The sequence below is a fragment of the Roseobacter denitrificans OCh 114 genome (assembly GCF_000014045.1).
GTDB lineage: Bacteria > Pseudomonadota > Alphaproteobacteria > Rhodobacterales > Rhodobacteraceae > Roseobacter > Roseobacter denitrificans.
Genome location: NC_008209.1, coordinates 1,298,654 through 1,323,344, shown reverse-complemented (window position 1 = coordinate 1,323,344; position 24,691 = coordinate 1,298,654). Strand labels below are relative to the sequence as shown.

30 protein-coding genes are annotated in these 24,691 nt (G+C 59.0%); 15 read left to right on the top strand and 15 right to left on the bottom strand.

Annotation, left to right across the window (positions count from 1 at the left end):
* Positions 1-267: 267 nt before the first annotated feature.
* Entirely contained in the window at positions 268-1,866 is a 1,599-nt protein-coding gene (locus RD1_RS06360) for a phosphoenolpyruvate carboxykinase (RefSeq protein ID WP_011567637.1), read from the top strand.
* A 47-nt stretch (positions 1,867-1,913) separates the two neighbouring features.
* Here RD1_RS06360 and RD1_RS06355 read toward each other — a convergent pair whose 3' ends face one another.
* Both RD1_RS06355 and RD1_RS06350 read right to left on the bottom strand, forming a co-directional pair.
* Complete coding sequence (locus RD1_RS06355) at positions 1,914-2,630, bottom strand: hypothetical protein (RefSeq protein ID WP_011567636.1); 717 nt, start codon at positions 2,628-2,630, stop codon at positions 1,914-1,916.
* Positions 2,631-2,721: 91 nt separating this feature from the next.
* On the bottom strand, positions 2,722-3,621 hold the full coding sequence (locus RD1_RS06350; RefSeq protein WP_044032986.1) for a LysR family transcriptional regulator: 900 nt from the start codon (positions 3,619-3,621) through the stop codon (positions 2,722-2,724).
* Between the two features lie 155 nt (positions 3,622-3,776).
* Here RD1_RS06350 and RD1_RS06345 point away from each other — a divergent pair, with 155 nt between their 5' ends.
* From RD1_RS06345 to RD1_RS06330, 4 genes are all read left to right on the top strand, one after another.
* The gene (locus RD1_RS06345; protein ID WP_011567634.1) at positions 3,777-4,136 is read left to right on the top strand and encodes a helix-turn-helix domain-containing protein; all 360 of its coding nucleotides are present in this window, start codon (positions 3,777-3,779) and stop codon (positions 4,134-4,136) included.
* A gap of 252 nt (positions 4,137-4,388) precedes the next feature.
* Positions 4,389-6,074, top strand: coding sequence for an acyl-CoA dehydrogenase family protein (locus tag RD1_RS06340; RefSeq protein ID WP_011567633.1), 1,686 nt, complete (start codon positions 4,389-4,391; stop codon positions 6,072-6,074).
* A gap of 170 nt (positions 6,075-6,244) precedes the next feature.
* Positions 6,245-6,766 (top strand): TetR/AcrR family transcriptional regulator, encoded by a 522-nt coding sequence (locus RD1_RS06335; protein ID WP_011567632.1) that lies wholly within the window; start codon positions 6,245-6,247, stop codon positions 6,764-6,766.
* Positions 6,763-7,158 carry an META domain-containing protein gene (locus tag RD1_RS06330; RefSeq protein WP_011567631.1) on the top strand — a complete coding sequence of 132 codons (396 nt, stop codon included), beginning with the start codon at positions 6,763-6,765 and terminating at the stop codon, positions 7,156-7,158. The genes RD1_RS06335 and RD1_RS06330 overlap by 4 nt, the downstream gene beginning before the upstream one ends.
* Here the strand turns inward: RD1_RS06330 and recO are convergent.
* From recO to folK, 12 genes are all read right to left on the bottom strand, one after another.
* Positions 7,142-7,867, bottom strand: a complete 726-nt coding sequence (recO, locus tag RD1_RS06325; RefSeq protein ID WP_011567630.1) for a DNA repair protein RecO — start codon at positions 7,865-7,867, stop codon at positions 7,142-7,144. The two genes, RD1_RS06330 and recO, sit on opposite strands and share 17 nt — an antisense overlap.
* The gene (locus tag RD1_RS06320; RefSeq protein ID WP_011567629.1) at positions 7,867-8,196 is read right to left on the bottom strand and encodes a DUF1491 family protein; all 330 of its coding nucleotides are present in this window, start codon (positions 8,194-8,196) and stop codon (positions 7,867-7,869) included. Before RD1_RS06320 ends, recO begins: the two co-directional genes overlap by 1 nt.
* 45 nt (positions 8,197-8,241) lie before the next feature.
* Positions 8,242-9,150, bottom strand: coding sequence for a GTPase Era (gene era, locus RD1_RS06315; RefSeq protein ID WP_011567628.1), 909 nt, complete (start codon positions 9,148-9,150; stop codon positions 8,242-8,244).
* A complete protein-coding gene (rnc, locus tag RD1_RS06310; RefSeq protein WP_011567627.1) occupies positions 9,147-9,833 on the bottom strand; it encodes a ribonuclease III in 687 nt (228 codons plus the stop codon). Before rnc ends, era begins: the two co-directional genes overlap by 4 nt.
* The gene (lepB, locus tag RD1_RS06305) at positions 9,830-10,672 is read right to left on the bottom strand and encodes a signal peptidase I (protein ID WP_044032985.1); all 843 of its coding nucleotides are present in this window, start codon (positions 10,670-10,672) and stop codon (positions 9,830-9,832) included. The genes rnc and lepB overlap by 4 nt, the downstream gene beginning before the upstream one ends.
* Before the next feature lie 191 nt (positions 10,673-10,863).
* A complete protein-coding gene (gene acpS / locus RD1_RS06300; protein ID WP_011567625.1) occupies positions 10,864-11,268 on the bottom strand; it encodes a holo-ACP synthase in 405 nt (134 codons plus the stop codon).
* Positions 11,265-11,891 carry a LysE family translocator gene (locus RD1_RS06295; RefSeq protein ID WP_011567624.1) on the bottom strand — a complete coding sequence of 209 codons (627 nt, stop codon included), beginning with the start codon at positions 11,889-11,891 and terminating at the stop codon, positions 11,265-11,267. The genes acpS and RD1_RS06295 overlap by 4 nt, the downstream gene beginning before the upstream one ends.
* The gene (locus RD1_RS06290; protein WP_011567623.1) at positions 11,888-12,637 is read right to left on the bottom strand and encodes a pyridoxine 5'-phosphate synthase; all 750 of its coding nucleotides are present in this window, start codon (positions 12,635-12,637) and stop codon (positions 11,888-11,890) included. The genes RD1_RS06295 and RD1_RS06290 overlap by 4 nt, the downstream gene beginning before the upstream one ends.
* A 30-nt stretch (positions 12,638-12,667) precedes the next feature.
* Positions 12,668-13,342, bottom strand: a complete 675-nt coding sequence (locus RD1_RS06285) for a DUF2062 domain-containing protein (RefSeq protein WP_011567622.1) — start codon at positions 13,340-13,342, stop codon at positions 12,668-12,670.
* An 86-nt stretch (positions 13,343-13,428) separates the two neighbouring features.
* Positions 13,429-15,585, bottom strand: a complete 2,157-nt coding sequence (locus RD1_RS06280) for a RelA/SpoT family protein (protein WP_011567621.1) — start codon at positions 15,583-15,585, stop codon at positions 13,429-13,431.
* Positions 15,586-15,622: 37 nt separating this feature from the next.
* Positions 15,623-15,976: a DNA-directed RNA polymerase subunit omega gene (gene rpoZ, locus RD1_RS06275; protein WP_011567620.1), complete on the bottom strand. Its 354-nt coding sequence runs from the start codon at positions 15,974-15,976 to the stop codon at positions 15,623-15,625.
* Between the two features lie 76 nt (positions 15,977-16,052).
* Entirely contained in the window at positions 16,053-16,652 is a 600-nt protein-coding gene (gene folK, locus RD1_RS06270; RefSeq protein ID WP_245897360.1) for a 2-amino-4-hydroxy-6-hydroxymethyldihydropteridine diphosphokinase, read from the bottom strand.
* Between the two features lie 105 nt (positions 16,653-16,757).
* On the opposite strand from folK, the gene RD1_RS06265 reads away from it, so the two are divergent.
* From RD1_RS06265 to RD1_RS06220, 10 genes are all read left to right on the top strand, one after another.
* On the top strand, positions 16,758-17,306 hold the full coding sequence (locus tag RD1_RS06265) for an NYN domain-containing protein (protein ID WP_011567618.1): 549 nt from the start codon (positions 16,758-16,760) through the stop codon (positions 17,304-17,306).
* A gap of 101 nt (positions 17,307-17,407) precedes the next feature.
* Entirely contained in the window at positions 17,408-18,358 is a 951-nt protein-coding gene (gene ispH, locus RD1_RS06260) for a 4-hydroxy-3-methylbut-2-enyl diphosphate reductase (protein WP_011567617.1), read from the top strand.
* A gap of 10 nt (positions 18,359-18,368) precedes the next feature.
* The gene (locus RD1_RS06255; RefSeq protein WP_044032984.1) at positions 18,369-19,181 is read left to right on the top strand and encodes an N-acetyltransferase; all 813 of its coding nucleotides are present in this window, start codon (positions 18,369-18,371) and stop codon (positions 19,179-19,181) included.
* Positions 19,182-19,227: 46 nt separating this feature from the next.
* On the top strand, positions 19,228-19,680 hold the full coding sequence (locus tag RD1_RS06250; RefSeq protein ID WP_044033368.1) for a DUF3429 domain-containing protein: 453 nt from the start codon (positions 19,228-19,230) through the stop codon (positions 19,678-19,680).
* Positions 19,677-20,270 carry a class I SAM-dependent methyltransferase gene (locus tag RD1_RS06245; protein ID WP_011567614.1) on the top strand — a complete coding sequence of 198 codons (594 nt, stop codon included), beginning with the start codon at positions 19,677-19,679 and terminating at the stop codon, positions 20,268-20,270. Before RD1_RS06250 ends, RD1_RS06245 begins: the two co-directional genes overlap by 4 nt.
* Positions 20,263-20,715: a ribonuclease HI gene (gene rnhA / locus RD1_RS06240; RefSeq protein ID WP_011567613.1), complete on the top strand. Its 453-nt coding sequence runs from the start codon at positions 20,263-20,265 to the stop codon at positions 20,713-20,715. Before RD1_RS06245 ends, rnhA begins: the two co-directional genes overlap by 8 nt.
* Positions 20,712-21,335, top strand: coding sequence for a trimeric intracellular cation channel family protein (locus RD1_RS06235; protein WP_044032983.1), 624 nt, complete (start codon positions 20,712-20,714; stop codon positions 21,333-21,335). The genes rnhA and RD1_RS06235 overlap by 4 nt, the downstream gene beginning before the upstream one ends.
* Before the next feature lie 28 nt (positions 21,336-21,363).
* Positions 21,364-22,002 (top strand): MliC family protein, encoded by a 639-nt coding sequence (locus RD1_RS06230; RefSeq protein ID WP_011567611.1) that lies wholly within the window; start codon positions 21,364-21,366, stop codon positions 22,000-22,002.
* A 49-nt stretch (positions 22,003-22,051) separates the two neighbouring features.
* Positions 22,052-22,735, top strand: a complete 684-nt coding sequence (locus RD1_RS06225; protein WP_011567610.1) for a fumarylacetoacetate hydrolase family protein — start codon at positions 22,052-22,054, stop codon at positions 22,733-22,735.
* Between the two features lie 155 nt (positions 22,736-22,890).
* Positions 22,891-24,009: an SGNH/GDSL hydrolase family protein gene (locus RD1_RS06220; RefSeq protein WP_011567609.1), complete on the top strand. Its 1,119-nt coding sequence runs from the start codon at positions 22,891-22,893 to the stop codon at positions 24,007-24,009.
* A 38-nt stretch (positions 24,010-24,047) separates the two neighbouring features.
* Here RD1_RS06220 and RD1_RS06215 read toward each other — a convergent pair whose 3' ends face one another.
* On the bottom strand, positions 24,048-24,551 hold the full coding sequence (locus tag RD1_RS06215) for a hypothetical protein (RefSeq protein ID WP_011567608.1): 504 nt from the start codon (positions 24,549-24,551) through the stop codon (positions 24,048-24,050).
* Positions 24,552-24,691: the final 140 nt, after the last annotated feature.

The following is a 24,691-nucleotide window of genomic DNA, read 5'->3' as shown; positions in this document are numbered from 1 at the left end:
TCAGAACTTAACGCGCCGATCATTTGGTCACGAATTAGTTACGAATGACTAAATAACCGCAGATTGTTGACGCTCGGCGGACTGCGTTAACCCTTTATCGCGTGATAAATCGCCTGCCTGCGACAAAGATTGCGATGATGGCGCTAACTGCCAAAACCGTCCTGTTCACTTCGTAAAACGTCATGTTATGGACCTGCAGGCGGCCCACGCCGTCCGACGTAAATTGCGACAATCCGCCATCAAAGCGGGCATCTAGGAGAAGTAAACATGACACATGGACGGGTAAACCCGGACTTTCGGCTCGAGGATCAAGGGATCACAGGGCTTGGCACTGTCTATTACAACCTTATTGAGCCCGACCTGATCCAATACGCGCTGGCCCGTGGCGAAGGGTCGCTTGGCAAAGGCGGATCGTTCCTTGTCACCACAGGCAAATTCACCGGGCGCTCGCCAAAGGACAAACACGTCGTCAAGACTGACTCGGTTGCCGATACGATCTGGTGGGAAAACAACAGGGAGATGTCACCCGAGGGGTTCGACCAACTCTACACGGACATGCTTGCCCATATGGAAGGGCGCGATTATTTTGTTGAAGATCTGACCGGTGGTTCGGACCCCAAACACGCGATCAACGTGCGTATGGTTACCGAACTGGCATGGCATGGGCTGTTTATCCGCCACATGCTGCGCCGCCCGGACCGCGAAGATCTGGATGATTTCATCGCTGATTTCACCGTTATCAACTGCCCAAGCTTTCAGGCGGACCCCGCCAAACACAACTGCCGTTCAGAAACCGTCATCGCGATGAATTTCGACAAGAAACTCATCCTGATCGGCGGCACGGAATATGCCGGCGAAAACAAGAAGTCAGTCTTCACCCTGCTGAATTACCTGCTGCCTGAAAAAGGCGTGATGCCGATGCATTGCTCTGCCAACCACGCAGTGGGGAATCCGGTGGATACGGCCGTGTTCTTTGGCCTGTCCGGTACGGGCAAAACAACATTGTCCGCCGATCCTGCGCGCACGCTGATCGGGGACGACGAACATGGCTGGTCCGACACCGGCACGTTCAACTTTGAGGGCGGCTGCTATGCCAAAACCATCAGCCTGAACCCCGAAGCTGAACCCGAAATCTACGCCACCACAGAAAAATTCGGCACTGTTATCGAAAACATGGTCTATGATGCGGAAACCAAAGACCTTGATTTTGAAGATGACAGCCTGACAGCCAACATGCGCTGCGCTTACCCGCTGCACTATATCTCCAACGCTTCGCAAGCGGCGCGGGGCGGTCACCCCAAGAACATCATCATGTTGACCTGCGATGCCTTTGGGGTGTTGCCGCCCATCTCACGGCTGACGCCTGCGCAGGCGATGTATCACTTCCTGTCCGGGTTCACATCCAAGGTCGCCGGGACAGAGCGTGGCGTGACTGAACCGGAACCGACCTTTTCAACCTGTTTCGGCGCCCCCTTCATGCCCCGCCGCCCGGAGGTCTATGGCAACCTGCTGCGTGAAAAGATCGCGACCCATGGCGCGACCTGCTGGCTGGTGAACACGGGATGGACAGGTGGCGCCTATGGCACGGGCAGCCGGATGCCAATCAAAGCGACGCGGGGTCTTTTGACGGCAGCACTGGATGGTTCTCTGGCGGATGCCGAATTCCGCAAGGATCCCAACTTCGGCTTCCAAGTGCCGGTCGATGTCACAGGCGTGCCCGGCATTCTGCTTGATCCGCGCAGGACCTGGGACGATGCAGAAGCCTACGACCGGCAAGCGGCCAAACTCGTCAAGATGTTCTCGGACAACTTCGAACAATACCTGCCGTTCATTGACGAAGACGTCCGCGCGGCCGCCATAAGCTGACCGCGGCAGTCGTTCGTACAGATCCTTCGAATGCCTGATTGCGGGGCTTATGCAGCCAATGCGTCAAGCTCCGCAGCAGGCAGATCGAGGATGAAACGAATGTCTTCATTGCTCATGTAGACCATGACAGCTTCGACCGGTTCTTCCTCATTCTGGATGTACCAGCGCAGCGCCATGGGTTCAGCGTGCATGAACCCCATGCGCAGGCAGAAGCCCTTGTAAGCGACCGGTTTGATCATGAAGCCAACCACGTAATCCACGTCGAATTCCTTGATCGCAGACAGCAATGCATATCGCCCCAGCACAGTCGACAGACCGGAGCCGCGATACTTGCCCGGCGCGCCACCGACCCAGGTTTCACCAGAGTAGGCAACTCTGCCCGTCATGCGCTTTGCACCCGGTCCGGCCCGGTAGCGGGACCGCTCATAATCAATGTCCGGGCGCGACGGCGCAAAGCCGCGAAAACTGGTGCGAAAATACTCACCAACGCTTTTTATCCCCGTCGGCAGAATACGCAGCGCCTGCGTGTGCATTATCTCGCCCTGTTCATCGCGACCGATAATCCAGCGCGCGTTGCCTTTGCCAAGCTGATGTTGCTTGCTGTCGAAGGGATCCCCTACGACATGGTCGGGCCGCGCTTGTTTAACCCAATGTCTGTATTCGTCAAAATCATATCCCATGGTAAGCCTGACGCCGAACCGGTTCAGTATCTCTGAACTGGACGCCGCAAACTTGTCTTCTGCACTCATTCCGTGAATCGCCATTAGCCCCTCCTGCATTAAGCATTCAAGGCTGACTTTAACTCATTTTATTGGTTTTGCTGCAAAATTCGCGCAGAGGTTACAATTTACTTAACTACATCACCATGTCCTCCGGCATCTGACGCAGCATTTCGTGGGTCACTCCATTAATATGCACATCATAGGTTCGCCTAACGACTGTTATCATGGCAAAACTGTCATCGGGATATCTCGCTCCCAACAGCATCCGCTCATAACAGATAGGCATCATGACACCTTCATCGCCCTTCGGCATGAGGGTGAAGACGTGGTCGAGCCGCACAGAGCGAGTCGCCTCGATTTCTTCATAGGCATAGTTGACCAGCCGGCCAAAACCGTCACCGCCCGGCATTTGCCCCAGGGCGCTGCCGATACTGGACCGCGCCCTTTTCCAGCCAAACCACGTCACAAACGAACTCTGGTCCCCGACTTCGGTGAACAACCAGTTTCCTTCGTGGCGCCGCGAAACCGTACAATAGGGCCGCACAGCCTGAAACGCTTCATGCTCCAACTCACCCCGCGCTTGCGCCCATGCACACATGACCTCTTCGAGAATCGTTCCGGTGGACGTGAACACCTCACTGATCGGTTTTTGCTGCTGGAAATGACACCAGCCATCAGGCTCGACATGTCGCAAATACTGCAAACCGTTGATCACATCGGACTGTCCGGAAAGCCACGCATCACCCCGCGCCAGCACCTCTTCCGCCTCAGGCAAAGCGCGTCGACCTGCCTCCGTCAAATGATACTGGCGGTCTTTTACTGTAAACAATTCAACGCCTTTGGACTCTTCCAAAAGCGCGATGTGACGACGAAGTGTCTGCCGGGTGCTGCCCAGTTCCTTAACCGCATGACTAAGGTTCAACGTCCGCGCAAGTGTCGTAAATGACCGGATCATCTCATGCAAAAGCGCATGGCTATCAGGCGGCTTTCTCACCTGACTGGCGTTCTGATCTATGTCCATAATACGGTTCATGAGGGCTGATGGTAAATAAATCATCCACTAATGCAACATTTTTCACCCAGCACCCGTAAATCTTTTGTCAAAAAAAAAGAAAAAGGTACTCAGTTGATCCAAACGGTGATTCCCGCGATGAGTGAAGCCAACGCAGTAAAAGGGTTTAAAAAGTTATGTCTCATCCAGTTGATGCTCACGTTGGTCGCAAGCTTAAGCAGATCAGAACCATGCGCCGTTTGTCCCAGACAGATGTTGCCCGGGAACTGAATTTGTCTTTTCAACAAATTCAGAAATACGAGATCGGGTCCAACCGAATTGCGGCAAGCCGGCTTTATGAATTGTCACGCATCTTCGACGTTCCGACCTCTTATTTCTTTGAGGGTCTCGACGCCGCAACCAAAACAACATGCGAACGCGATCCAAGCATGGAAATCGTGACCGCACTTGCAAACATCCGGGATGACAGCGTGAAATCGCGGATCGTGACCTTTATCGAAGATGTATCCGGCGTGACAGTGGCGCGCCAAGGTTAAGGCAATTTAACGGTTTTGCCGGCAGGTGGTTTCCCGGCCGGTGTGTTGAGGTTAGTATTTGTAACGATTAACGCCCGCGGCTTGGTGCTGCGGGCTTTTTCTTGTTCTGAACCAGGTGAAACCGCCCCGGCCGCGACCGCACGCCGAAAAAGGCAAAGTAATTTTCATCCAAAATGACACACCCCAGCGTATTTAAGTTGCGCTGCAAGTGCGAAAGACTTAAACCGAGCGAGATCGAAAAAGGATGTTGATATGGCCCATGACGGACAAGACCCCTCATTTCATGTGACAGTGCTGCTGGATGACCTGCTTGAACTGACGGCAGCGGCTGTGCCGCCGGTTGAAGCGCTGCTGGAGACAGCCAAAGCGCGGGTCAAAGCCAAGGTGAGCGAGAATGGCCGCGTCTCTGGCGCGTTGATTGAACAGCATCAAACGGCTGCTCATGGTCTGGCCTGGCTTGCAACCTATGCGCAATCGCTCAAGCAGATGCAAAAATGGGCGGAGACACTGAGCGCCGAAGGCAACTTCGGAGAGACCGAACAATTGCTGCACCAGATCGCCTTTGGTGAATACCTCTGGCAAATCTATGGCGGCATTCAGATGAATCAGGGTGAGATCGTGCGGCTGCAGGATCTCGGGCTTGATCAATCTGAGATGCGCGGTCTGATGGAACCTGCGGTGATGACCCTCACGCAGTCAGGCAACACGCAGGCAGCGCGCACGCGGCTTGCCGAACTGATGCAGGAGCACTCCGCAAATACAACGGTCGGCGCCTGTGGTCTTGACGAAGAACTGGAAATGATCCGCGATCAGTTCCGCCGCTACGCTGTCGAGAAGGTAGAGCCCTTTGCTCACGAATGGCATCTCAAGGATGAGTTGATCCCGATGGAGGTGATTGACGAGTTGGCCGAGATGGGCGTTTTCGGCCTGACCATCCCCGAGGAATACGGTGGCTTCGGTCTGTCCAAAGCGTCCATGTGCGTGGTGTCAGAGGAGTTGTCGCGCGGCTATATCGGCGTGGGATCGCTCGGTACTCGGTCGGAGATTGCGGCCGAACTCATCATCGCCGGCGGTACGCAGGAGCAGAAAGAGAAATGGCTGCCCCGCCTTGCCTCCGCCGAAACACTGCCGACGGCGGTCTTCACAGAACCGAACACCGGATCGGATCTGGGCAGCTTGCGCACACGCGCGGTGAAAGATGGCGAGAATTACACCATCACCGGGAATAAAACCTGGATCACCCATGCGACCCGCACAAACGTCATGACGCTGCTGGCCCGCACAGACCCCGACACGACCGATTATCGCGGGCTGTCGATGTTTCTGGCGGAAAAAACCCCCGGTGACGATGAGAACCCCTTTCCCACCGATGGCATGACCGGCGGCGAGATCGAGGTGCTGGGCTATCGCGGGATGAAGGAATACGAACTCGCCTTCGACAACTTCGAGGTGAAGGGCGAAAATCTTTTGGGCGGCGAAGAAGGCAAGGGCTTCAAGCAACTGATGGAGACGTTCGAATCTGCGCGCATCCAGACCGCTGCCCGCGCCGTTGGCGTCGCGCAATCGGCCTTGGATATTGCCATGCAATATGCGCAGGAACGCAAGCAATTCGGCAAATCGCTGATCGAGTTCCCGCGCGTATCGGGCAAGCTCGCCATGATGGCCGTTGAAATCATGATCGCCCGTCAGCTGACCTATTTTTCAGCCTTTGAAAAAGATGAAGGGCGGCGCTGTGATGTGGAAGCCGGGATGGCAAAGCTGCTGGGTGCGCGGGTCGCATGGGCGGCAGCGGACAACGGCCTTCAAATCCACGGCGGCAATGGTTTCGCGCTCGAATATAAGATCAGCCGCGTGCTCTGCGATGCCCGTATCCTGAACATTTTCGAGGGTGCCGCAGAAATTCAGGCGCAGGTTATCGCGCGCCGCATCCTCGGCTAGAATACACAAGACATGAGGGCGCAGTTCGGTGACGGCTGCGCCCTTCTTACATCCGGCCGCCATTGTGCAAACGCACATCCAACAGGCAAGAACATGCTGCATCTGCACAACTCGCGCCTGCGACTTTCTTCGCACTTGCAGCATTTTCGCTTCGGGCGTATGCCTGAGGCATGAAACATCAGCGACTGAACAAACAATCATGGGTGGACAGGGGCCTTGCGGCACTGGTGCTCAAAGGTCCGACCGCGCTGGCCGCGGAACCACTGGCACGTGATCTTGGCACGACGAAGGGCTCGTTTTACTGGCATTTCAAGGATGTACCGGACTTCCAATCAGCGGTGGTGAAACACTGGCAGGGGCAGGCCTTTGCCAAGATGCTCGCGGCCCTCGAAGACGACGGCAGTGCCGAGCAGCGGTTGCGGCGGTTCGGCAAGGAAATCCTCGCTGATTCGCATGATCCGGCCATGCGCGCATGGGCACGCTCCGACAAATCCGTCGCAAAGGCAATTTCTCAGGTGGATACAGAACGCCTGACCTATCTGAGCAACCTGCTGCGCCATCTGGGCATCAAGAACGATGACTTTGCGCAAAGCCTGCTCGCCGCGCTCATCGGCCTGCCTGCCGTGACCAACAAAACAGCCGCCGCCAAATCCTTTGAGACGATGGTTGATCTGGTGCTGGCACTCAAGTGAAGACATCAGCCGCCATCGCGGTCGCCCTTCTGGCCGTTAATGGCTGCACCAGAGATGAAACCGCAGCGGCCTATGGTGGTGCGGATAAGGTCTGGCGCGTGGTTGAAATCGACGACATCCCCTTTGCCAGCCGCGCCACTTTGACATTCCCGGCACCGGGGCAGATTGCCGGTGATGCGCCCTGCAACAGCTACAGCGCAGCGATCACCGTGCCCTACCCCTGGTTTGATGCCGGCCCGATTGTGGCGACAAAGAAACGATGCGCGGATGCAAGCCATGAGGCACGTTTCCTCGAAGCGCTTGCAAACATGAGTCTGTCGGAAATCCTGCGTGACACGATGATCCTGTCCACGCCCGAAGGACGCAGCATCATTTTCAAAGCCGACGGCTGAAGGTTTCGACAAAACGCGCCCGCGCTTCGGGCAGAGGCTTGCCGCCCAAGTCCCGTGCCAGATGTTCGGTCAGAAAATACCCCGTCGTGATGAACGCCTGTGCGATTTCAGCATCCGGACCACCGCCGATTCCGCGCAAAATGGGCGGCAGCGGCAACAGACGGTCCGCCCAATCGCCCGCGCCCTTGGCAGAGACCGCCCGACCGCTTTTAGGGGAAACATAGATCAGATCATCACGCTGGCCCGTTACCGCACATGCCTCAAGCGCCAGCGCATAGCCCATGTCATGCAATAACTGCACCTCCCAGCGCAGATAGGCCAGCGGCCAGATTTCCCCTTCCCCCAGCAGATCCAGCAAACGCTCGGTCTCAACGTATAATGGGCGATGCGCTTCGCGTTCCGGCAGGCAGAACCCCAATAGCGCCGTTACCGCATTCAGGCCTGCGAGCGCCAGCCGGTCCCCCATCGCGGCGGCGGCGCGGCTGCGCACGGGTTCAACGAGAAAACTGCCGATGTGATCTTCGAGCCGCGCGCGCCAGGTCAGGTCAAGCTGCGCGCCTGGTTGCAGGATCGGCGCGATCTTGCGGCTGGTGCCACCGCGCACCACCCCGGCATGACGCCCATGTGAGGGGGTAAAAACTTCGATGATCGCGGCACTTTCACCATGGCGGCGCGTGCTGAGCAATATGCCTTCCTCGCGCCATTCCATCAGGCCAAACCGGGTGTATCAAGCAGGTGCCGCCCGGCGCGGTCTTCAACCTCGATCACCCAGAGATCCGGGTCAAAACCGCGTTGCCGCGCGATGGCCGCATCCACTTCGGCTTCGGACTCCGTCAGGATGACCTCCCAGGCACGGCTGTCCTGCAGCAGGTCATAGCGGCGTTGAAAGAGGGTGGCGGCACCATCCAAGGTGTTGAGTTTCACCAGCACGCTGCCTGCGGTATCGTCGCCATGCGACACCACAAAGGCAGGGATATCCTGCGCCCTGAGCCGTGTCAGATAGGCATCGACCCAGAACCGCGCCGTCAGCTGGGGCATGGCCACATGCCCTGCGCCACACACCGGCGGATATGGGCGGCGCGTTCAGACATTGCCGTCTTTGAACTCCAGACCCATCTGCGTGTATCTTTCCGCTTCATCCAGCCAATTCGGGCGGACCTTGACCTGCAGGAACAAGTGCACGCGCCGGCCAAGGAATTCTTCCAGTTCCTCGCGCGCGGCTTTGGACACGGCTTTGATGGTTTCGCCTTTGTGGCCCAGAACGATGCCCTTGTGACCATCGCGCACCACATAAATCAGCTGGTCGATCCGGGCAGAGCCGTCTTTGCGCTCTTCCCAGCCTTCCGTCTCAACTGTCATCTGATAGGGCAGTTCCTGATGCAGGCGCAGCGTCAGCTTCTCGCGCGTCATCTCGGCAGCGATGGTACGCATGGGCAGGTCTGCAATCTGGTCTTCCGGATACAGCCACGGCCCCTCCGGCACCTTGCCCGCAAGCCATGCGCGCAGCGTGTCCACACCGTGCCCCCGCTCCGCCGAAATCATGAAGGTTTCGACAAAATCATAGCGCTCATTCAGGTCTTTGCTGAGCGCCAGCAAGGCTTCGGCCTGTACCCGGTCAATCTTGTTGATGGCCAGCGCGACCATCCGGCCCTGCCCGACCTCGGCCAGCCCCTCAAGGACACGCTCAACACCCTCGGTCACACCGCGATGCGCCTCAACCAGCAACACAACCACATCCGCATCCGCTGCCCCGCTCCATGCGGCGGCCACCATGGCCCGGTCAAGCCGTCTGCGCGGCTGGAAAAGACCGGGTGTGTCCACGAAAACAATCTGGCTGTCGCCCTCCATGGCCACGCCGCGAATGCGCGCGCGCGTGGTCTGCACCTTATGCGTGACAATCGACACCTTTGCCCCGACCATGCGGTTGAGCAAGGTCGACTTTCCCGCGTTCGGCTCCCCGATCAGTGCGACAAATCCTGCACGTGTACTCATCCGCTTGTCTCCAGTTTGGCCAGCAAGGCCTGTGCCGCGGCTTGTTCGGCCTGCCGCTTTGACCCGGCCGTGGCCTGATCCGTTTCCCCGGTGCTGATCCGCACGGAAATCGTGAAAATCGGGGCGTGGTCGGGGCCCTTGCGGCTCACCTCTTCGTAGCGGGGGGGCTGCAGACCGCGGGCCTGCGCCCATTCCTGCAGCGCGGTTTTGGGATCGCGCGCGTCTTCCTCGACCTCGTGAACCCGGTCGCCCCAGAGCCGCAGGATCAGAGCGCGCGCCGCATCAAATCCCGCATCCTGATAAACGGCCGCAATCACTGCCTCGATGGCATCGCCCAAGAGTGCCTGCTTGCGCCGCCCGCCCGACAGCATCTCGGAACGCCCCAGACGCAAAACCGCCCCAAGGTCGATTTCGCGCGCAACATCGGCGCAGGTTTCTTTGCGCACGAGGGCATTGAAACGCGGAGCAAGCTGCCCTTCGGTGGCGTTATTGTCCAGCCTCAGCAAGGCTTCGGCCATGACCAGACCCAGCACCCGGTCACCCAGAAACTCCATGCGCTGATTGTCGCCCCGGTTTGCCGTGGACATGGAGGCATGCGTTACCGCCTGAGCCAAAAGCGCCGGTTGGTTAAACTGATGCCCGAGCCGCTTTTGAAAGGACTTCAGTTCCGCCGAGAGTTTCACTCCACCCTCTTGAAGAAACGATCACCGCGCCATGTCCAGAAAAACAACATGGACCGTCCCGCGGAGGAGAACATCACCCGGTCTGCCCGCCCGATCAGATTTTCGTAAGGCACAAACCCGACGCCACGCACCTGCCGCGCCAGACGGCTGTCGGCGGAATTGTCGCGGTTGTCCCCGATGAAGAAATAATGCCCTGCGGGCACCGTATAGACACCCGTGCGGTCAGACGCCTGTGGCCCGATGTCCAGCACCGTGTGGCTGACCCCGTTCGGCAGGGTCTCGATCGCGCGCGCCTTGAGGCAGTCGCCCCCGTCACCGACCGGGCCATTTGAACAGCGCGGCCTGCGCCCTTCCGGCCCCTGCGGCTCCATCACCTCGACAAAGTTCCCGGCGGGTTCCTGCGGGGCTTCTACACCGTTGATATAGACGATGCTGTCGCGCATCTGCACGGTGTCACCGGGCAAGCCGATCAGACGTTTGATATAATCGCGCCCCGACACCGGATGGCGGAAAACGATCACATCGCCGCGCTCGGGCTCTCCCCCCAGAATGCGCGTGTTGTCCCCGTCCAGAAACCCGCAGATGTTCTTGGCGTCGATGTTGATGCCAAAGCGCGGCATGATGATGCTGGGACAGGAGGCATAGGAATAGCCATAGGCCATCTTGTTCACAAAGAGAAAATCGCCCACCAGCAACGTTTCCTTCATCGAGCCCGACGGAATCCAGAAGGGCTGAAAGAACAGTGTGCGGAAAACACCCGCAATCAGCAGGGCATAGACGATCGTCTTGATCGTCTCGACAATCGCGTTTCCGGATGTCTTCTCTTCTTTGGCGGCCATGTGGGCAGGCTCCATCAATTTGTTTCGCTCGTAATGGGGGGGGCGCGGGGCACTGTCAAGACAGGCCCACACAAGGTTCAGTGAGTTTGCCGCTCGTGTGTGAACGCGCTGCGCGCCGAAATGCCAAAGGACACAGCGATCGGCGGTCAAACGGCGCCGGTGGTTTTGTTTTGGGCCGCACCTGGCATCCGTCAGCTTTTGAGGGGCAAGGCCTCGATCACCACAAAGGCCTGCGCCCATGGGTGATCATCGGTCAGTGTGACGTGGATCACCGCTTCATGACCGGGCGGGGTCATCGCCGCCAACCGCTCTTGGGCCCATCCGGTGACATGCATGACGGGCTGGCCGGATTTGAGGTTGGTGACCGACATGTCCTTCCACGCGATCCCCATGGCAAGGCCAGTGCCAAGCGCCTTGGAACACGCCTCTTTTGCCGCCCAGCGTTTTGCATAGGTGCCAGCAACATCCTTGCGCCGCTCCGCCTTGACCTGTTCAATATCGGTGAAAACCCGGTTGCGAAACCTGTCCCCAAAGCGGTCCAGCGTGCGCGCGATACGCTCAATATTCGCAAGATCCGTGCCGATGCCAAGGATCATGCCAGCCGTGTCGTCAGGATCTTGAAACTGGCAAATGCAAACAGGAAACCAAACGCCGCCTCAAAACCGCGCTTGGCACGCGTGTACGCCCGCGCAATGGGTGCCGCAGAGAAAAGGATCGCATACCCGAAAAATACGGCGCTCGATGCGCAGATCAGGGCGGCAAACAAACTCCAGACAGATGCGTGGTCTGCGCCTGGTGCCAATGCAATCGCGTAAATTGCGCCCCACCCGAGAACCGCCTTGGGGTTGGTCAGGTGAAGCATAAGTCCTTTGAGGAAAAGTTTGCGTCCTGAAACAGACGGTATCTCGACCACGCCACCGTGCCATGCCGAGCGCAGGGATTTCAGTGCAAGATACATCAAATAGGCAGCACCGACATATCGCATGATTTCAAAAAGCCACGCGTTGTTCATCATGATAGCAGAAAAGCCCAAACCGGCGGTGATACCCCAACATGCTGAGCCGACAACGATACCCGCGGCCACGGTGAGCCCGGACCGGCGCCCCATTTGCATTGAAGTGCCCGAGATTGCGAGTGTCGCCGGCCCGGGGCTTCCCCCGCCGATGACCCATCCCAACAGGATAAGCGGCAAAGGCAACAAAAACATTGCGTCTGTCATGCCCGCGCCGCATCCATCAGGCGGCGCATTTCTGCGATGGCGGGTTCCAGCCCACGAAAGATGCTTTCACCAATCAGGAAATGTCCGATGTTGAGTTCGATCACTTCGGGAAAAGCGGCAATGGGCTGCACGGTGTCATAGGTCAGCCCGTGGCCTGCGTGGACCTCAAGGCCCAACCCATGCGCAAAGGTGGCCATATCCCTCAGACGCGCCAGTTCCGCATCGCGCTGTGCGAAATCCCCTTCGGCATGGGCGTCGCAATAGGCACCGGTGTGCAGTTCGATGACCTCGGCCCCGATCCGGTGCGCCGCTTCGATCTGACGTTGCTCTGCAGCGATAAAGATCGACACCCGGCACCCGGCCTCGCGCAGCGGCGCAATGAAATGGGCCAGCACGTTTTCCTCGCGGGCGACCTCAAGACCGCCTTCGGTCGTGCGCTCTTCGCGCTTTTCGGGCACAATGCACACCGCGTGCGGTTTATGGCGCAGGGCGATCTGTTGCATCTCATCCGTCGCTGCCATCTCGAAATTGAGCGGCACGCTCAGCACATCCATCAACCCTTCGATATCCGCATCCGAAATGTGACGGCGGTCTTCGCGCAGATGCGCCGTGATGCCATCCGCGCCAGCCTCTTCGGCAATGCGGGCCGCGCGCAGCGGATCAGGATAGGCCCCCCCGCGCGCATTGCGCACCGTCGCCACATGGTCGATATTCACGCCAAGACGCAGTTTTTTTTGATCGGACATCTCAAGCCCTCCCCTAGTATTGTGGCCGGGTCACTCCCCGGCGGGCGGACGCTCCGCTTTTCGTTTCGCCTCTGCTTTGCTGGCCGCTTTGGCCTTGATCGCCTCAAGTTTGTTTTTGATCAAACCCTTGCGTCGCTTTTGATATACGCGGATCAGCGGCACTGACAAATAGTAACACACCGCGCCAAAGAAAATACCCGACACGAACCCGCCGACCATATAGGGAAAGAAAATCTCGTCATAGAAAACCCGCAGATGCGACCAGTCTGCCGTATCATCCGTGAACATCGCAACGAAGTTATGATGCAGATCTGCCGCCGCGTCCGCGAATTTGCCGCCAAAGGAGCGGTGAATGCCCTCATCCACCGGATCCCCGAGAATCCAGTGACCCGAGGACAGAGCCGCCACACCGATCGGCACATAGGTCAGCGGGTTGCCAAAGAACGTCGCCATCAGGGACGCAATGACATTGCCCCGCATCACAAAGGCCAGTCCCGCCGCGATAAAAAAGTGGAAGCCGTAAAATGGCGTGAAAGACGCGAAAACACCCGCGAATATGCCACGCGCGATGCGTTCGGGGCTGTCCGGCAGCCTGCGCATGCGATGCTTGACATAGTGAAACGCGCGGGCCCACCCACCCCGTGGCCACAAAGTTTCCAGCACGGCACGCGGCCAGCTTTTCGGATCTCTGCGTTTAAAAACCAAGAGGGGCGTCCTTACTCAATTCCAATACAGGGTGGCTTACGCCATTCTTGTTAAAATTATGATGATCTGACGACTGCGCTGCGACATCAGGCAGGTGTTTCCGTCTTATCATGCGCCATATTTCTATACCGCGATACAGAGGCCACATCACTTTCCGCTTCAAGCGTCAGCATCAAGGAATGCAGATGCGCCACATCCCGCAGTTCCACATAGATCAACAACAGGAAATAATCAGGCTTTCTGTCGACAAATTGTAAATCTGAAATATTCGCTCGGGTTTCCCCGATCAATGTGCAAATTCGTCCCAGTGTCCCTGCATCGTTGTTCAGGGTAAGCTCAATCGTCGCGCCGTAAACCGCAGGGTGCGCGCCTTCGTGCCAGCGCAAATCGAGCCACCGGTCCGGTTGATCTTCGTAAACGCTCATGCGGTCGCAATCGATCGCATGCACCACCACTCCGCGCCCCTTGAAGGTGATCCCGACAATCCGCTCGCCCGGCAGGGGCTGACAGCAAAAGGCGCGTTCGAACGACTGCCCGGGCGACAGACCGATCACCGCGCGCTTCGCATCCACTTTCACGCCTTCCCTCGGCACAAGTTCGGGATAGACTGCCTGCACGACATCGCGGCCGGTGATCTCGGCGCTGCCCAGGCGGGCAAGCAGATCAATGCGATCATTGCACCGCATGTTGCGCGCAGCCGCCTCAAGCGCCTTGTCGGTCGCCTTACGCCCCACATGCTCGAACGCGGAGCGCGCCAGTTCCTGCCCCAGTTTGACAAAGCGGGCCCGGTCTTCCTCGCGCAGCGCACGCCGGATAGCAGATCGCGCCTTGCCGGTGACGGCGATGTCAAGCCATGTGGCCTGCGGGCTTTGACCCTCCGCCGTGATCACCTCCACCGACTGGCCGTTTTTCAGCCGCGTCCAGAGCGGTACGCGCATGTGGTCAACCTTGGCCCCCACACAGGCCATGCCGATGCGCGTATGGATCGCAAAGGCGAAGTCGATCGGCGTGGCCCCGCGCGGCAGCTTTACGACCTCCCCCTTGGGCGTGAAACAGAAAACCTGATCCGAATACATCTCAAGCTTGACCGCTTCGAGGAAGTCCTCGTGATCTTCCTCGGCGTCGAACTGTTCGGTCAGGGTGCTGATCCATTTTGCAGGATCAACAGCAAAGGGATTGTTGCTGCGCACACCGTCCCGATAGGACCAATGCGCCGCAACGCCGGTTTCGGCCACATCATGCATCTGGACGGTTCTGATCTGGACCTCGACCCGCTTGCCGTCACGCCCGGAAACGGTTGTATGGATCGACCGGTATCCGTTACTTTTCGGCTGGCTGATGTAGTCCTTGAACCGCCCCGGCACCGCCCGCCACCGCTGATGGATGGCGCCCAGTGCCCGGTAACAGTCTTCTTCGCTGTCCGTGATGATGCGAAAGCCGTAGATATCCGAAAGCCGTGCAAAGGACTGGTCCTTTTCCTGCATCTTGCGCCAGATCGAATAAGGCTTCTTGGCGCGACCGAAGACTTCGGCCTGCACTCCGGCCTTGTCCAGTTCCAGCCGCATGTCACCTGTGATGCGCTGAATGACGTCGCCCGTTTCCTTCTGCAGGTTGATGAAGCGGCGAATAATGGACGCGCGCCCCTCCGGATTGAGAACCCGGAACGCGAGATCTTCGAGTTCTTCGCGCATCCACTGCATCCCCATACGCCCCGCCAACGGCGCATAGATATCCATTGTTTCGCGTGCCTTCTGCGCCTGCTTTTCTGGCTTCATCGCGCGGATGGTGCGCATGTTGTGCAACCGGTCCGACAGCTTGACCAGAATGACCCGCAGGTCTTTCGACATGGCCATGAACAGCTTGCGAAAATTCTCGGCCTGTTTGGTCTGTGACGAGTTGAGTTGCAGATTGGTCAGCTTGGTCACACCATCGACAAGCTCTGCGATCTCGTCGCCAAAGCGCGCGGCGACCTCGGAATAGGAGGCTGGGGTGTCCTCGATCGTGTCATGCAGCAGCGCCGTGATCAGCGTTGCATCATCCAGGTTCTGTTCGGTCAGGATTGCCGCTACGGCCACCGGGTGATTGAAATACAGCTCACCCGAATGGCGCAGTTGATCCGCATGCATCTCGCGGCCATAGTCATAGGCCGCGCGGATCAACTTCTGGTTGGTTTTCGGATTGTAGCGCAGAACGAGCGACACGAGGTCATCGGCGGATATTTCCAAATGATCGCCGTCTTTCATGTCAACCGCCTCTCACACCAGATCAGGCGGGCTGCGTTCAGCCCTGCCCTTGGGCCGCCATCAACTGGCGCAGCAACATCTCTTCGGACATGCTGTCTTCTTCAGGCTTGTCCTGTTCGGCACCCATCAGCAAGGCCATTGCGTCCTCTTCGGGTTCATCAACCTCGATCTGGTGCTGGTTGCTCTCGATCAGACGCTCACGCAGGTCATCGGCGCTCTGGGTTTCTTCGGCAATCTCGCGCAGCGAAACGGCGGGGTTCTTGTCGTTGTCCCGGTTGACCGTTGGCGCAGAACCGGCCGAAATTTCGCGCGCACGATGTGCTGCGAGCATCACAAGCTCGAACCGATTTGGAACTTTATCAACGCAATCTTCGACTGTGACGCGGGCCATGAAACATCTCCATCAGACAGAGTAGGGGCGGAAGTCCGTTATTTAGGTCGGTTGGCACCGCTTTACAAGCAAAGAATTACAGCGGTTCGACTTCGTTTTTGAGGTTTTCCGGCAAGGCATCGACCATCTCCTGAACGCTGACACCGCGGACCGGGTGACGCCATTCCGGTGCCACATCCGCCAGCGGGATCAGGACAAATGCCCGCTCATGCACACGCGGGTGCGGCAGGATCAACCGCTCCGGCGATGTGGTCATCTGTTGATCGATCGGCAACTGCGCCCAGTGATCGAATGTCTCGCGATCAGGCAAAACCTGATCCGCCATCGCGATCAGATCAAGGTCCAGAGTGCGCGGCCCCCACCGCTTGGTCCGGTTGCGCCTGAACAGTGATTCAACCTCGTGAAGATGGCTCAAAAGGTCGGCTGCATCCAGTTCCGTCTCAAGGGCAAAGGCCGCATTGACGAAATCCGGGCCGGATCCCGCCGGGAAGGCAGCCGTGCGAAACAGCCTGCTGAAAGCCCGAATCGATCCAACCTTAACGGGAAATTCTTTCAATGCATTCAGTACGGTATCGTGTGGGGTTCCGTTGCGTAAGCCTTGGTTTGACCCAACGGCAATCAGTGCAAGTGACCGTAATTGTGGCGATTTTTTGCCAATTTTCCCCTGTCTTGTCACTTGCGGCACAGTCAAAAAACCCTATTTTGTTCAATTGTCGGGTGCAGAAATTTTATCACAACTTTTTACGAGCACCAGCGCCTGACCAATCGAAAGGACACTTAGATGTTTTACAAGGACGAACGGCTCGCGCTGTTCATCGACGGCTCGAATTTGTACGCCGCTGCCAAATCACTGGGGTTTGACATTGACTACAAACTGCTGCGTCAGGAGTTCATGCGCCGTGGCAAATTGCTGCGCGCGTTCTACTACACGGCGCTGCTTGAGAATGACGAGTACTCTCCGATCCGACCACTTGTGGACTGGTTGAATTACAACGGGTTCACGATGGTGACGAAACCGGCAAAGGAATACACCGACAGCATGGGCCGCCGTAAGGTCAAGGGCAACATGGACATCGAACTGACGGTGGACGCGATGGAGCTTGCCCCGCGTGTTGATCACATTGTCCTGTTTTCCGGCGATGGAGATTTCCGCCCGCTGATCGAAAGCCTTCAGCGCTCCGGTGTGCGTGTTTCCGTCGTGTCGACGATTCGCAGCCAGCCCCCGATGATTTCTGACGAGTTGCGTCGTCAGGCGGACAATTTCATCGAGCTCGACGAGCTGAAAGACGTTATCGGTCGCCCTCCACGCGAGTATAACGAAGCAAGCTGAAAGAAAGCCGTTTCAGAGGGGGGCCTGCGTTGCGGCATGTCACCCTCTGGACGCAGCCGCGTCAAACCCTTACCTCTGAGACATCTGATCCGGAGTAAGACATGACGAAACCGCCCCTGACCCTCTATCTTGCAGCGCCCCGTGGCTTTTGCGCGGGCGTTGATCGCGCGATCAAGATCGTGGAACTGGCGCTCGATAAATGGGGCGCGCCCGTTTATGTCAGGCATGAAATCGTGCACAACAAATTCGTGGTGGACGGGCTGCGCGCAAAAGGCGCCATCTTTGTCGAAGAGCTTTCGGAATGCCCCGACGACCGACCCGTCATTTTTTCCGCCCATGGCGTGCCCAAATCCGTGCCCACGGCGGCGCAAGCGCGCAACCTCGTCTATGTGGATGCGACCTGCCCGCTTGTGAGCAAGGTGCATATCGAAGCCCAACGCCATGCGGACAACGGGCTGCAGATGATCATGATCGGTCATGCAGGCCACCCCGAAACTGTCGGCACCATGGGGCAATTGCCCGAAGGTGAGGTGCTGTTGGTGGAAACCCCGGAAGATGTGGCGACCGTAAAGGTAAGAGACCCCGCGAAACTGGCCTATGTCACACAAACCACGCTCAGCGTTGATGACACCGCCGATGTGGTCCACGCCTTGCAGCAGCGTTTCCCATTGATCGTGGGCCCGCACAAGGAAGACATCTGCTATGCGACCACCAACCGACAGGAGGCCGTCAAGGCCATGGCCCCGAAATGTGACGCGATGCTGGTTGTCGGGGCTCCCAACTCGTCAAACTCGCGCCGCCTTGTCGAGGTTGGCGCACGGGCCGGTTGTCAATACGCGCAACTCGTCCAGCGCGCCACGGATATCGACTGGCGCGCCCTTGATGGCATCAGCAGCATTGGCATCACCGCCGGGGCATCTGCGCCAGAGGTCTTGATCAACGAGGTGATCGCCGCGTTCGACGCACATTATGATGTGACCCAAGAGGTGGTCGAGACGGCGGTCGAAAACGTGGAATTCAAAGTACCGCGTGTCCTGCGCGAACCGGCCTGACCGTCACCGCATGTCCGCCAGACAAGACACTTTTGGCTCCCCCGATCAGCAAGCGCTTTTGGGCCGGGGGCGGGCCCTGCATGATCTGACCAGAAGCAACATCAACTATACCTATTATGGCCGGACCGTCGGCATCGTCAGCCCGGACCGTACCCCCTTTGCGGAACTGGTGTCCATGACACGGCTGCAAGGGGCCAGCCATTTTGCCCATGTGCAAAACGATCAGATGCCTGCGCTGGTGCAGCAGCTCAAACCCCATGACCTGAGCGCTGTGCACTATGCACGCTGGGTCGGTGACGCCTCTGCATTGCAGGCCGCGCGCGAAACCGTCACCAGCAAACAGCTGCCTGACGGTCTCACCAGCCTCTGGCTGACGGGCGAAAGCGACAACCGCCTGCGCGCATCCTTGGCCCGCGCCGCGCTGGCTTGCGGCGTTCTGCCACCACACCTCGCCGTGTTGAGCGGCGCGCTACAACCGGGGCTGTGCCGCATGGCCGTCACGGATCAGGGCGAGGTCGTCTCCTGTGCGGCCGCCGCCTCCTATATGCACGCCGATCACCCTGAGGGGCAGGTCGAATGCTGGTGGGGCATGCTGTCCACCGTGCCGGACTGGCGCGGTTTCGGGCTGTCATTGCGCCTCGGGGCCGAGGTGATGCTGGAGATGGCGCAAAGATACGGCTTTACGCGGTTTTTCACCGGAATCGAGCCCGGCAATACTGCTTCCGAAGTGGTCTGTACACGGCTCGGCCTGACCCTCACGGACACCAGCACGCTGTCCGTGGCGGACCCCGGCCAGTTGAGCGGCGGGCGCATGACAAAGTGATCACAGCCTCTTGCCTTGGGCGGCGCTCAGGCTCATGTTGCGGCTCATGAAATCGATCCCCTTTGCACCGCTCCTCCTTGGCCTCGCCGGCCTCATCCCCTTTGTCTGGGGGGCCGCGACCTATCTGGCCGAGCCACTGGCCCAATGGGGGGTCCGCGCACTGGGCCCGCGTTTTGTCGGGCCCTACATACAGCTTTTCTACGGGACGGTGATCCTGTCCTTCATGTCGGGCGTGCTCTGGGGCTTTGCAACCAAGGCGCAGGGTGCGCGCGCAGCCACCGCTTACACGCTTTCAGTGGTCCCTGCCCTTTGGGCGTTTTTCATGTCCGGGGGCGGGCCGACGGCAGCCGCAACCAATCTGATTTTCGGGTTCCTTGGTCTCCTGATCCTTGATTTCGCCTTTTCGATCTGGGGCCTCGCGCCAAGATGGTGGATGTCCCTGCGCATTTTGTTGACCAGCATCGTAGTCGCCTGTCTGGCCGTCGGGGTGTTCCTGTGAGTGATGCTGAAACCCTCTCCGTCTATGCGGCCAAAGCGGATGACTATGCCAATCTGACCGACGAGGCCGCCGCTCGGGACCCGAGCCTGGTCGCCTTTATCGCGGCCATGCCGAAGCGCGGGCGCGTCCTTGATCTGGGCTGTGGTCCGGGCGGGTCAGCCGCCGCAATGGCACGAGCCGGGCTTGTTGTGGACGCCTTTGACCCGGTCCCTGAAATGGTGGCACTGGCCGGGCGCCACGCGGGTGTGAGCGCCCGCAAAGCCGGTTTCGAGGATGTCACACAGGTCGATCACTACGATGGGATCTGGGCCAATTTCTCGCTGCTCCATGCCCCGCGCGATGACATGCCAAAGCATTTGGCCCGGATCGCGACCGCCCTGAAACCCGGCGGGCGGTTTCACATCGGGGTCAAAACCGGCACGGGCAGCAAACGCGATACCTTGGGCAGGCGTTACACATATTATAGCGAAAGCGAGCTGGTCGACCTGCTGGCGGCGGCGGGGCTCACGGTATTTGATCGCCGCGAAGGCTGCGACACGGGTCTGGACGGCGTTGATGCCCATTGGATTGTACTGGCCGCCCATGCCTGAGTTGTTCGCCTATACGGATGGTGCCTGTTCGGGCAACCCGGGCCCCGGCGGCTGGGGCGTTTTGCTGCAGGCCAAAGAGGGCGACAGGCTGGTCAAGGAACGCGCGCTCAAGGGCGGTGAGGCACATACCACCAACAACCGGATGGAGCTTTTGGCCGCCATCAACGCGCTGGAATCCCTCAGCCGCGCCAGCACGATCACCGTCGTGACCGACAGCAACTACGTCAAAAATGGCATCACCGGCTGGATTCATGGCTGGAAGCGAAACGGCTGGAAAAATGCCGCCAAGAAACCCGTCGCGAACGCAGAACTCTGGCAAAGGCTGGATGAGGCCAACGCACGTCACGACGTCACGTGGAAATGGGTCAAGGGGCACGCCGGGCATGCGGAAAACGAACGCGCGGACGAATTGGCGCGCGCGGGCATGGCCCCGTTCAAACCATGAGCGTGATCGGTTTCCTTGACTATGCGAGCGTGTTTATTTTTGCCCTGACCGGTGGGCTGGCCGCCAGCAGGCAGCAGTTGGACATCGTTGGCTTTGCCTTCATCGCCTGCCTCACGGCGGTGGGCGGCGGCACGCTGCGGGACCTGCTGCTGAACCGGGAGACGATTTTCTGGATTGCGCAACCGACATATATTGGCGTGGCCTGCACCGCCGCCTTGGTCGTATTTTTCACCGCGCATTTGTTTGAGAGCCGCCTGAAAACGCTGATCTGGCTGGACAGTTTCGCGCTGGCCGTGGCCGTGTCAGCCGGCACCGGCGTCGCGCTGGCGCTCGATCAGCCCGCACTGGTGGTGGTCCTGATGGGGACAATCACGGGATGCATGGGCGGGCTTTTGCGCGATGTGGTGTTGGATGATGTACCGGTGGTTTTGCGTCAGGGGGAGCTTTACGTGACCGCCGCCTTTGCGGGCGCGACGATGGCCGTGCTGACGCGCCCCTTCCTGGCGGAACCTCTCATCGCGCTGGCGCTGTGTTCCGGGGTTACATGGGCCTTGCGCGCCGGGTCACTTGCCTTTGGCTGGCGCTTGCCTGTTTATAAGAGCAGGCCACCCCGACAGTGACACCCACACCAGACACAAGAGCCTTGGAATGCCCCTTCCCGCCCAGAGAACCTCACCGCACCGCCTGATCGCAGGAATGTGCTTCACGCTGGCCGCCACCGGCGTCAACGCGGAAACCACCGGCCCGTCATTTGACTGCGCAAAAGCCAGTTCACAAGCCGAGGACCTGATATGTGCCGACGCAGCACTTGCCACGCTTGACCGGAGGTTGGCCCTGCGTTTTGGCGCCGCCCTCGAGGCGGCAGGCAACATAGAGGACGACACTGAAAATGCGCGGACTACATTGCGCGCGATGCAGCGCGGCTGGATCAAGGGACGCGACGAGTGCTGGAAAGCACAGGATGTGCGCGGCTGCGTCGAACGGGATTATCTCACCCGCGAAGGTCAACTTGTGGCCGCCTGGATGCTCGAAACACCCCTCGCGACCGTGACCTATACCTGCGAAGACAATCCCGCCAATGAAGTCACCGCCTACTTTTTTGATACCGAACTGCCCAGTATCCGCGTGGAATACGGGGACAGCGTCGCTGTCGGCTCGCTTGAGCCTGCCGCATCAGGCAGCAGATATGCCATTGAATTCGGGGGTATATTCTGGACCAAGGGCGACAGCGCGGTCTTTGAATGGCGCGCAGGCGACCCGATGTCCTGTACTGCAATCACGCGCTGACACGCAATTTGTGCCAGTAACCTCAAAGAAGATTTGCGGGGAACCCTTCATGTCAGATTTCGTTATTCCAGTGCCGCCAACCGCCTGTGTCCCCGTGGCAAGCGGGGGCATGTTTCCGGTCCGGCGCGTCTATTGCATCGGGCGCAACTATGCCGCTCATGCCGTGGAGATGGGCCATGACCCGGAGCGCGAAGCACCCTTCTTTTTCCAGAAAAACCCCGATGATCTGAACACATCCGGATCATTCCCCTACCCTGCGCAAAGCAGCGACGTGCACCATGAGGCCGAAGTCGCCGTGTTCCTGAAATCGGGCGGCACCAACATCAGCCCCGATGACGCGCTGGATCACGTTTACGGCTACGCGCTATGCCTCGACATGACCCGCCGCGATTTACAGGGCATCGCAAAAAAGGCCGGGCGTCCGTGGGAGATCGGCAAGGCCTTTCATGCCTCGGCACCGGTCGGGCCAGTCCACAGGGTGGCGGAGGTCGGCCACCTTGATCAGGGCAGGATTACCCTGCATCTGAACGGCGTACTCAAGCAAGATGGTGATCTGAACCAGATGATCTGGAAAGTGCCGGAAATGATCTCCTACCTGTCCGAATACTACACGCTTGCACCCGGTGATGTAATCCTGTCGGGCACACCCGCGGGCGTGGGGCCGGTTCAAAAAGGCGACGCCATGACGATTGCGGTCGAGGGCCTAGGCAAGATGACGATCACCGTCACCTGACCTGCGAAAAGACAAAAGAACCCCCGGATTTCACGGCCCACCCGTGCGGAACACGCGCAAAGTGACGCAAGGATAGACTCGCGTTTCAAGGTCTTTCGTCGTCTATTTCCCATCGTGCGCAGGAAAACATGCGCAGCTTACAGGGAGAGGATCAAATGAAACATCTTGCGATACTGGGTGCGGCAGCACTTTTGGCCGCCCCGGCACAGGCATCACCGCTCACAGATCAGTTCAGCAGCTTTTCCGTCCTCGGCGACAGCCTGTCGGATATCGGGAACACCGAACGGCTTTTGGGCATTCTGGCGCCGCCGGCACCGCCCTCGACAACCCCGCCAACCGATGCAGAGACCAATTTCGCCCGACTGCGCGCACCGGGTGTCTTTTCCGACGGTCCGACCTGGGCTGCCGGTTTGACGAATGAGTTTCGCAACAACGGGAAAACCGGCGTAAACCTGTCTTTCGCAGGGGCGCTGGCCGCAAATAACTGGGATCCTGTCCCCGATCTTCTGGCACAGATTTTCGCCCCTGCAAACTTGCCGCTACCGGTCACACCCCCGGTCTCTACCTATGCGGATGGGCTGGGCGGGTTGCTGAACGCGCCAACAGCACCGGGCATGCCGCCAACGCTTAATGCTGCGCGCAACCTTGGCACCACCCCCTTGGTCAGCGTCTTTATCGGCGGGAATGACTTTCTGAATGCGGCAAACAGCATTGACAGCGCTGCACCTGATTTCACGGCACTGAAAACCGCGTTAGGTAGCGCTTTGACGACCGTACAAGGCGGGTTGCAGGCCTTGGCGGGCGCCGGGGTGCGGGATTTCGTCGTCATGAACCTGCCGGACTTTGGCCTGATCCCAAGGTTCCAGAACGAAGCACCCGCGTTTCAGGACCAGCTTTCAGCGATGGCGGCCGACTACAACACGCAGCTCTCCGCCTTCTTGCAGGGCAACAACCTATTTGGCGCGACCGTGACCGAAGTGGACGTCTTTGACGCCCTGAGCGATCAGGCATTGCTGGCGTCTCGCGGCATCACGGACACGCAGAATGCCTGCGTTCAAACTGTCTCGACCACGGCTCCGTCCTGTGCGGGCTTCCTGTTTTTCGACGACATTCACCCCACCGCCGCAGGTCACGCGCTGATCAACGACATCACCCGCGCAGCGCTGAACGACACCTATCAACTGGCCCCTGTCCCGCTGCCAGCCTCTGTGCTGTTGTTGCTCTCTGCCCTTGGCGGCACATTTGTCTTGCGGCGTCGCAAACGGGCAAGCTGAAACGTCAATGCGCCGGGGCGAGCCCCGGCGCTTCTCGATCATGCATTGCAGCCATCCATCCCGACCCGCGCAATCGCATCCGCACCAAAAGTGGCCTCGCGCACACCGCCATCGTGGCTGACAAAAACCTTCGCCCCCTCGATTTCAGCGCCGGACACGGTAATCTCGCGCGTTCCGACCGTGTCATCCACGTCTATCGTGAACGCAACCTGCGCCCCGGGTGCAAAATCCGCGATGGGCAGGGCTATGCTGTTGTCCCCGTCCCTGACATCCGGCACCTCGCCCAGCAAATCGCGTCCGGCCACGAGTTCGAGGGGCTGAAACACCTGCACACCCGCACCGCGCGCGGTCACGTCAAAGATCAGACCCGCCGCAGATGCGCCAAGATCTATGGTGACGGTCACATCACTGAGCGGGCAGGTCCCATCGTTCACAAGGGTGAACCGATCCTTGGGCGCGCCCTCGTCAAATGTGACGACGATATCCGCAAACGCCGCGCCCGACGCCACGGCGGCCACTGTCAGCCCTGCAACGATTTTCATATCCGTTCTCCTGCTTGCTGCGATACAGCCTAGTGCGCAGCCACGGCCTGCACAGTCAAAGCCGCAGAAAAGAAAAAAATCTTGACCGATGAATGCTATTGAACCTAGCGTTCTGAGCAGAACTGTACACAAATGTACAG